Raw genomic sequence first — 7,422 nt, 5'->3', positions numbered from 1 at the left:
GTGCTCATCCAGAAGGCGATGGAGCGGCTGATGGTCGGGCGCACGACATTGGTCATCGCGCACCGGCTTTCGACCGTGCGGGCGCTCGACCGGCTGCTGGTTTTCGACCGCGGCCGCATCGTCGAGGAAGGCTCGCATGACGAGCTGATCCGACTCAATGGCGGCATCTACCGGCGGCTGTTCGAGCGCCAGGCGCTCGAACTGACCAAAGGGCTCGTCGCGTGAAACGGACGGCATCCGGCTTCGGCCGGATGCCTTCCTGCTTGGTGGGCAGTCAGCCGTAGTGCAGCTTGGGCTTGGGCTCAATACCGGTGAACTTGACACCGACGCGGTCGTTGCGCCGCCAGCGCACTTCCGCCCGATAGGCTACGCCATCGACCGGAACGTAGAGCAGGAAATGATCGGGAACGCGCGAGTCCGGTGCCACTTTCAGTTCGGCGCCGCCGGGATTCTGATTGCGCAGCGTGCAACTGACTTCGGAATTCTGGATGCCGGTGATGATCGTCCCGCCCTTGAGCACGCGCTGGCGATGCTCGCGCCGGTGTTCGCCGGAGGTTTCTTCGAGTGGTTGCGCGGGGTTCATCATCGACGCCGTTAGCCGAATCGGCACTTGCAGCGGCAAACAAAGCACCGATGCCCGCGCGCCGCAATGCGCGGCATGCTCGTCGCACTGCATATGTGGTTATGTAATCGATGATTAGGCGAATCTATGCGGATCGGCGCAGAAATAGGTGATGATCTGGCAAAGATCGGGCTCATTGACCATGCTGACGGCCTCGGCGGAGCCGACCCATTTGCGGGTGCGGGCGCGCTTTTCCTTCCAGCGGTCGGCAACGCGGTCGACCTTGAGCGGGAACACCAGGACCTCGCAAGGCGCTTCCTCGCCTGAAGCCAGGACCTTGGCGTAAAAGTAACGGCCGGCTTCGAGATGCGAGATGGTGCCGCGCAATCCGGCCTCTTCGCCCGCTTCCCGAGCGGCGGCCTCGCAAAGCGGCTCCCTGGCCTCCGGCCAGCCTTTGGGCAGAACCCAGCGTCCGGTGTCGCGGCTGGTGATCAGCATGATCTCGACGCCGTTTTCACCCTTGCGCCAGGGCAAGGCGGCAACCTGCAGGCGGCACGGCGCGGTGCCGAAGAGTCGCCTGACTCTTTCGGCCATCTGGTTGTGCGTCGTCGGCCTCGTCAACATTGGAGAAGCTGCCCCCAGCCTCCGGAATCGTTTGCCATTTTGCGAATCTTACGGCGAATTATGAGCTTTAAAAGTAAAAAACTTCACTCGTTCGGGAAAATCCCACCAGAAAAAGTCAACGTCCCAAAAGCAATTGTGTTCATCCGGTAGGATTTGAGGGGCACAAACGTGCCCTCAAAGTCGGATTCTTTGAAAATTTCTTGGTGCTCAGCCGGCGTGATCGTCGGCGATCGGCTTCTGGTAGGTGAAGCCCATGTCCCATGGAAAGTAGATCCAGGTATCCTGGCTGACCTCGGTGACGAATGTATCGACCAGAGGCCGGCCCTTCGGCTTGGCATAGACCGTCGCGAAATGCGCCTTCGGCATCATGGCGCGCACGATGCCCGCCGTCTTGCCGGTATCGGTGAGGTCGTCGATGATCAACACGCCGGCGCCGTCGTCGGCAAGCAGCGGAGGCGAGATCTCTTTCAGGACCTGCAACTGACCCTGGCTCGTGTAGTCATGGTAGGAGGCCACGCAGACGGTTTCGATGACCCGGATACCGAGCTCGCGCGCGATGATGGCCGCAGGCACCAGGCCGCCTCGGGTTATGCAGACGATCGCCTTCCACTGTCCCTTGTTGGCGCCGGAAAGCCGCCAGGAAAGCGCGCGGGCGTCACGGTGGAACTGGTCCCAGGAGACCGGAAAGGCTTTTTCAGGAAGGGACATGGTTCGCGCACTCCGCAAGCGCGCGCCGCGGCGCGCAGATACTATGGAATGCAGGCGGAATTAGCCGGAAAGCGCCAGGCTTGGCAAGGTGGGAGTTCGCGATGGCTGTGGACTTACAGCGCGTCGCGCTGAAACGCGTTCAGCATGTCTTTGTTCCGAACCCGGTTCCTACTTTGGGCAAACATGCTTATCTCGACAGGAAGGCCGCTACGTTTGCCGTGCGCAGCACGGTGCGGGTGACGCCGCCGAACAGAAGCTGGCGCAGCCAGGAGTGGCTGTAGGCGCCGAGCACCAGCAGGTCGGCGCCGGATTCGGCGATCCTCTCCTGGATGATATCGTCGACCGAGGCGCCGCTCGATTTCTGCACGGAAACGCTGACATTGGCGCCGTGGCGCGATAACGCGGCCGCGATCTCGGCGCCCGCTGCCTCGGGAGCCTCATCCAGTGTCTCCGGCGGATCGATGACGAGAATGTCGGTCTTGTCGGCTTCAATGATGAAGGGCAGGGCATCGAATGCGGCGCGAGCCGCCTCCTTGCTGCCGTTCCAGGCGAGCAGCACGCGCCTGAAGGTGATGAGGAGCGGCCCGGCGTGCGGCACGACCAGCACCGGCCGGCCCGCGTCATAGACCAGCGTGTCGACATCGGCGCCCGGATCGCCTCCCGTATCGCGCTGCGCGGCGATGATCAGATCCGCCGCCCGCACGCTCGATATGCCGGTCAGCGCGCTGTCGCCGGAGAAGCTTTCCAGGCTGCGCCACTCGAAGGAGAGACCGGAATCCTCAACGCGCCCGAGGAACACCGCCTGCAGCTTGTCGGCGCGCTCCTTGCTCATCTCGGCCGAAACCTGCAGAAATTCGGTATCGGGAAAACCGGTGGCCGACGTATAGGGCACCGGAAGCGCTTCCGCGTGGATGCCGACGAGGTGGCTTTCGAACCGCTCGGCGAGCGGAATGGCGCAGTCGAGCACGCGCTCCGCGTCCTGCTCGTTCTGCAGAATGGCGACGATTGTCTTGAAGCGCATGACATCCCCCAAAAAAGAGTCGGCGCGAGATGTGCGTCCGGCCCTCAAATGCCGGCGCAAACGCGCCGGAAAACAAACGCCGTTACGGCGTCCTTGGTTCCGGTCCGACGATGGCGTCAGCTTGCAGCCGACAAGCCCGCCACCATGGCCTCGACGTCCCTGCGCGCGGCCTCGAGCGCCTCTTCGCTGCGGGCGCGCACCACGAGCTCTGTCCAGAACTTGCCGTCGCCGTATTTCGGGTAGGAGCCGATGATGGTGTCGGGGTGCGCCTTCTGGATGTCGGCCAGCGGCCCGCCGATCAGGCCTTCGCCGAACGGGCAGTGCACCGTGGCCGACAGCATCTTGGTGCCTGTCTTCAGCGTCGTCACGACATTGTCGAGCATCGCCTGGAAGATCGACGGCACGCCGGCCATCACGTGAACGTTGCCGATGCGGAAGCCGGGAGCGATCGAGACCGGATTATCGATGTGGTCGGCGCCGCGCGGCATGCGCGCCATGCGCTTGCGCGCCTCGGTGAATTCGATGCCGCGCTGAGCATAGCTTGCTTCGAGCATGGCATAGGCCTTGGCATCGTACTCGCAAGGCACGCCGAAAGCCTTGGCGACGGAGTCGGCGGTGATGTCGTCATGCGTGGGTCCGATGCCGCCGGTGGTGAAGACGTAGATGTAGCGGGCGCGGAGCGCGTTTATGGCAGAGACAATCTCGTCCTCCTCGTCGGGGACGATGCGCACTTCCTTCAGGTCGATGCCGATCGCCGTCATGATGTCGGCGAGATGGCCGGTGTTCTTGTCCTTGGTGCGGCCGGAGAGGATTTCGTCGCCGATGACAAGCATCGCGGCGGTGACGATTTCAGGCATGGCTCACTCCGGCAATAAGTTCGCCTGAGATAACGCGGCCGGCGGCCGGCCGCAATGCGCAGGCAAGGTGGTGCTCTTGTGGCAGAGCCGGTTGCGGGTAAGGTGAGCCCGTCCGGCTCGGGTGGAAGATGCTGATATCTATTTTGTCGTGGCTGATCGGCGGCGTGCTCGTTGCGGCGGCTGTCGTCGTGCTCGGCCTGATGCTTGCAACATGGCGGGTCGCGGCCCGGGCCGAAAGGCTGGTGCCGGCTTGCGGGAAGTTCGTCGAGTTCGACGGCAACCGCATCCACTATGTCGAAGAAGGCGAGGGCAGGCCGATCGTCTTCCTGCACGGCCTCGGCGCGCAGCTTCACCATTTCCGACATACGCTGTTCGGACATTTCGGTGCCGGCTACCGGCTGATCGCGCTCGACCGGCCGGGTTCGGGATATTCGGTTCGGGCCGATGGGGCGTCTGGTCGTCTGCCTGAGCAAGCCGAAATGGTGCGGCGCTTCATCGGAGAACTTGGGCTGGAACGGCCCCTGATCGTCGGCCACTCGCTTGGCGGCGCCATCGCGCTTGCACTTGCTGTCGGGCATCCGGCGGCGATTTCCGGCATCGCGCTGCTTGCACCGCTCACGCATCTGGAAGAACGGGTGCGCCAGAAATTCGACCTGCTCTATATTCCCTCACGCCTGTGGCGTCGGGTGATAGCCTATACTGTGGCGATACCAGCCAGTCTGAAATACGCCGAGCCGACGATGAAATTCATCTTCGCGCCGCAAACCGTTCCCGAGGACTATATGATCGCTGGAGGTGGATGGCTTGGGCTGCGGCCTACTCATTTCCACGCGACTTCGACCGATGTGGTGGCTGTGGAAGAGGATCTCGGCCGCTTGGAGCAGCACTATGGCGAGATCGCCGTGCCGGCCGGCATTCTGTTCGGCACGGAGGATCGCGTCATCGGCATTGCCACTCATGGCGAGCCGATGCTGGACAAGATCAACGGGCTCGATTTCGAACGGATCGAGGGGCTTGGCCACATGCCGCAATTCGTGGAGCCGGAACGCGTTGTCGCCTTCATCCAGCGTATCGCCGCACGTGCGTTTGCCGGCGTGACCTGAATTTCGACGGCAATTGCGCCGAGCCGAATGATCCGGCTGCTCACGGCCTCGTCACACAAACGTGTCGCGCATCCCGCTCCACGCCGATTTTCTCTTGGAACTTTTGCATCCAACCCAGGGTTTCATTGGCGTCGCCGTCACACCTCGGCGACCAACCAAATGGAGTATCCAATGCTTACGAAAATTCTTGCAGCCTCCGCGCTCATGCTGGGTACGGCAACCTCGGCTATGGCGCAGTCCTCGGACATGTGGTCGTGGTGGCACCATGATCGTCCGGTTTCGAACGAACGGACGGTGCCAGTCGATCCTTACGCCACCGGCAGTATCTCTTCGAGCAGCGAAGCCACCGGCCTAAACAGCCTCGGCAATCCAGGTCCCATCGGCCCATGCGCCTCGAATACGCCCGGACCCGACGCCAATGCCGGGCAGAACGTCAACGATCAGTACTGCGGCAAATAATAACTGACGCGTCCGCCAGCGGCCGGCATGAAGGCAAGGGCATGGTCGGTCGCGGCGCGGGCGTAAAAGCTAGTCGGAGACTTCGGTTTGCGGCCGGTCGCGACCGTCGGCCAGCTCGTCATGCCAGACACCCTCGGAATCCTCATACTGGATACCGTCCGTGTTGCCGGCGACCTGCTGTTCGGCCGAAGCAATTTCGGCGGCGCGCAGCGCGTCCTGGTGGGTGGGAAATGTTTCTGAATAAGTCGAGCCGACCTTGTAGGCCCAACCGCCGTCATGCTCGATGATCTTGTAAGTCAGTTTCGCCATGGAATCCTCCGGTCGAGAAACCCTTGCTCGCTCAATGCAGCTTTTCGTCAGGCAACCTGTCTTCGGGAACCAACACTTCCGATTCCTCGGCCGCCTCGATCAATGCGCGGCGTGCGTCCGCCGTCGAACGATAACCCTCCAGCGCCTTGAGGCAAGTGTCGAGCGCATCACGATGCCGCTGGCCCCGATTGAGAGGCCAAACCGTCATCAGGCACTCTGCGGCTTCGCGCGTGCTGCTTATTTGGCGATATTTGCCGACATGGCCGAGTTCGACCACCACCGGCTTTTCAAATGGCTTGTTGTCTGTCATGGCCGCCAACGCAAAGCGGCCAATTTGGTTGCAATCGTGACGGGACCCCTGCGCCCAATGGTCTCAGGTCCGTGGCGTCAACCGGCCGCCTTCATCCAATGCTGCATGGTCGTGACCGAGCGCGCCAACTGCGGCGCCGGGCGGATTTGTTCGCCGAAAGTCGCCGCCGCGCGCCAGCCCCAGCGCGGGTCGGCGAGGAAGGCGCGCGCCAGCGCCACCATGTCGGCACGGCCATCGGCGACGATCGCTTCGGCCTGCTTCGGATCGTCGATCAGTCCCACCGCTCGCGTCGCGATGCCGGCGCCCTTGCGCACCGCTTCCGCCAGATGCACCTGATAACCGGGGCCGCTGGGCAGCTTCTGAAGCGGCGAATTGCCGCCGCTGGAACAGCAGAGATAGGCGACGCCCTCCGCCTTCAGCGCCTTGGCCACTTCGATCGCCTCTTCGATGTCGAAGCCGCCATCGACCCATTCCTTCACCGAAAGGCGCGCGCCGAGCATCAGCTCCGGTGCGGCCTTCTTGACCGCCCTGGCGATTTCGACGGCGAAGCGCATGCGGTTTTCCAGCGAGCCGCCCCAGCGGTCCGTGCGCTGGTTGGAGAGCGGCGACAGGAACTGGAAGATCAGATAGCCGTGCGCGGCGTGCAGCTCGATGAAGTCGAAACCGGCGCGCGCGGCGCGTCTGGCCGCCTCGGCGAACCGTCCGATGACTTGCTGGATCTCTTCTTCGCCCAGTGCGTGCGGCACATTCCACCCTGTGTCGTAGGCGACGGCCGAAGCCGAAACGGTCTGCCAGGGATCCTCGCCCGGCTGCAGGGGGCCGCCGCCTTCCCAAGGCTTCCTGTTGGAGGCCTTGCGGCCGGCATGGGCGAGTTGGACGCCGAATTTGGTGGCGGGTGCTGCGACGCGCCTGGCGGCGTCGAGCGTGCGCTTGGCCGCCGCCTCGTTGTCGTCGGAGTAGAGGCCGAGGCAGCCATGCGAGATGCGGCCCCGCCGCTCGACGTCGGTCATCTCGACGGTGACCATGCCGGCGCCGGACATGGCCAGGTTCATCCAGTGGTGGAGGTGCCAGTCGCTGGCGGAGCCGTCCTTGGCCGAATACTGGCACATCGGCGCCACCGCGATGCGGTTGGGGAAGGTGAGACCGCCGAGGGTGATCGGCTGGAAAAGCGATGATGTCATGAAACGGGCTCCTGGGAGAGATATCGCTATCTAGGCAGCCGCGGCGCTTTGCGCCAGACACGAGCCGGTGAAAGCCCCGCTGGACCAGTCGGTTTCTGGGATTGCGCAGGCGCTGGTTCGCGGCTAACCCTTGCCGCCGGCAGCATGGAGACCCACCCATGGAAGATCGCGTCCGCATCCGCTCGGAGGAAGTCCTGTCCGACGACTGGGCGGTGCTGAAGAAGACGGTGCTCGACTACCGCCGCCGCGACGGGCGCTGGGAAACGCAGACGCGCCAGACCTACGACC

Annotated in this window: 10 protein-coding genes and 2 pseudogenes; 4 read left to right on the top strand and 8 right to left on the bottom strand. The window is 63.5% G+C overall.

Going from position 1 to position 7,422, the window contains the following annotated elements; translation table 11 throughout:
* Positions 1-225: pseudogene (locus EOA38_RS22445) on the top strand (ABC transporter ATP-binding protein); the annotation flags it as partial.
* A 49-nt stretch (positions 226-274) separates the two neighbouring features.
* Here EOA38_RS22445 and EOA38_RS22440 read toward each other — a convergent pair.
* From EOA38_RS22440 to EOA38_RS22420, 5 genes are all read right to left on the bottom strand, one after another.
* Positions 275-586 carry a PilZ domain-containing protein gene (locus EOA38_RS22440; protein WP_127300281.1) on the bottom strand — a complete coding sequence of 104 codons (312 nt, stop codon included), beginning with the start codon at positions 584-586 and terminating at the stop codon, positions 275-277.
* Positions 587-697: 111 nt separating this feature from the next.
* Complete coding sequence (locus EOA38_RS22435; RefSeq protein WP_127300280.1) at positions 698-1,186, bottom strand: NUDIX hydrolase; 489 nt, start codon at positions 1,184-1,186, stop codon at positions 698-700.
* A 207-nt stretch (positions 1,187-1,393) separates the two neighbouring features.
* Positions 1,394-1,894, bottom strand: coding sequence for a xanthine phosphoribosyltransferase (gene gpt / locus EOA38_RS22430; RefSeq protein WP_095765134.1), 501 nt, complete (start codon positions 1,892-1,894; stop codon positions 1,394-1,396).
* Between the two features lie 187 nt (positions 1,895-2,081).
* A complete protein-coding gene (locus EOA38_RS22425; RefSeq protein ID WP_127300279.1) occupies positions 2,082-2,915 on the bottom strand; it encodes a universal stress protein in 834 nt (277 codons plus the stop codon).
* Between the two features lie 116 nt (positions 2,916-3,031).
* On the bottom strand, positions 3,032-3,772 hold the full coding sequence (locus EOA38_RS22420; protein WP_127300278.1) for a competence/damage-inducible protein A: 741 nt from the start codon (positions 3,770-3,772) through the stop codon (positions 3,032-3,034).
* A 128-nt stretch (positions 3,773-3,900) separates the two neighbouring features.
* Between EOA38_RS22420 and EOA38_RS22415 the strand changes: the two genes are divergently transcribed.
* Together EOA38_RS22415 and EOA38_RS22410 are read left to right on the top strand one after the other, a co-directional pair.
* A complete protein-coding gene (locus EOA38_RS22415) occupies positions 3,901-4,875 on the top strand; it encodes an alpha/beta hydrolase (RefSeq protein ID WP_127300277.1) in 975 nt (324 codons plus the stop codon).
* A gap of 171 nt (positions 4,876-5,046) precedes the next feature.
* Positions 5,047-5,334 (top strand): hypothetical protein, encoded by a 288-nt coding sequence (locus EOA38_RS22410; protein WP_127300276.1) that lies wholly within the window; start codon positions 5,047-5,049, stop codon positions 5,332-5,334.
* A 69-nt stretch (positions 5,335-5,403) separates the two neighbouring features.
* Here EOA38_RS22410 and EOA38_RS22405 read toward each other — a convergent pair whose 3' ends face one another.
* The 3 genes from EOA38_RS22405 to EOA38_RS22395 all read right to left on the bottom strand — a co-directional run bounded on the left by EOA38_RS22405 (position 5,404) and on the right by EOA38_RS22395 (position 7,134).
* Positions 5,404-5,643, bottom strand: coding sequence for a DUF2188 domain-containing protein (locus EOA38_RS22405; protein WP_126093524.1), 240 nt, complete (start codon positions 5,641-5,643; stop codon positions 5,404-5,406).
* 31 nt (positions 5,644-5,674) lie between these two features.
* Complete coding sequence (locus EOA38_RS22400; protein WP_126093525.1) at positions 5,675-5,953, bottom strand: DUF982 domain-containing protein; 279 nt, start codon at positions 5,951-5,953, stop codon at positions 5,675-5,677.
* A gap of 77 nt (positions 5,954-6,030) precedes the next feature.
* Positions 6,031-7,134: an NADH:flavin oxidoreductase/NADH oxidase gene (locus EOA38_RS22395; RefSeq protein ID WP_127300275.1), complete on the bottom strand. Its 1,104-nt coding sequence runs from the start codon at positions 7,132-7,134 to the stop codon at positions 6,031-6,033.
* A 158-nt stretch (positions 7,135-7,292) separates the two neighbouring features.
* Between EOA38_RS22395 and EOA38_RS40495 the strand changes: the two are divergent.
* A pseudogene (locus EOA38_RS40495) lies at positions 7,293-7,422 on the top strand (GDP-mannose pyrophosphatase); the annotation flags it as partial.

The sequence above is a fragment of the Mesorhizobium sp. M1E.F.Ca.ET.041.01.1.1 genome (assembly GCF_003997355.1).
In the GTDB taxonomy this organism is placed as follows: Bacteria; Pseudomonadota; Alphaproteobacteria; order Rhizobiales; family Rhizobiaceae; genus Mesorhizobium.
The sequence above is the reverse complement of the archived record's forward strand: the minus strand, read 5'-3'. Positions and strand labels throughout refer to the sequence as shown.

Bases quoted from the DNA above. Each gene is read 5' to 3' on its own strand.
- EOA38_RS22440 (WP_127300281.1), bottom strand. From the start codon at position 586: ATGATGAACCCCGCGCAACCACTCGAAGAAACCTCCGGCGAACACCGG.
- EOA38_RS22435 (WP_127300280.1), bottom strand. From the start codon at position 1,186: ATGTTGACGAGGCCGACGACGCACAACCAGATGGCCGAAAGAGTCAGG.
- gpt (WP_095765134.1), bottom strand. From the start codon at position 1,894: ATGTCCCTTCCTGAAAAAGCCTTTCCGGTCTCCTGGGACCAGTTCCAC.
- EOA38_RS22425 (WP_127300279.1), bottom strand. From the start codon at position 2,915: ATGCGCTTCAAGACAATCGTCGCCATTCTGCAGAACGAGCAGGACGCG.
- EOA38_RS22420 (WP_127300278.1), bottom strand. From the start codon at position 3,772: ATGCCTGAAATCGTCACCGCCGCGATGCTTGTCATCGGCGACGAAATC.
- EOA38_RS22415 (WP_127300277.1), top strand. From the start codon at position 3,901: ATGCTGATATCTATTTTGTCGTGGCTGATCGGCGGCGTGCTCGTTGCG.
- EOA38_RS22410 (WP_127300276.1), top strand. From the start codon at position 5,047: ATGCTTACGAAAATTCTTGCAGCCTCCGCGCTCATGCTGGGTACGGCA.
- EOA38_RS22405 (WP_126093524.1), bottom strand. From the start codon at position 5,643: ATGGCGAAACTGACTTACAAGATCATCGAGCATGACGGCGGTTGGGCC.
- EOA38_RS22400 (WP_126093525.1), bottom strand. From the start codon at position 5,953: ATGACAGACAACAAGCCATTTGAAAAGCCGGTGGTGGTCGAACTCGGC.
- EOA38_RS22395 (WP_127300275.1), bottom strand. From the start codon at position 7,134: ATGACATCATCGCTTTTCCAGCCGATCACCCTCGGCGGTCTCACCTTC.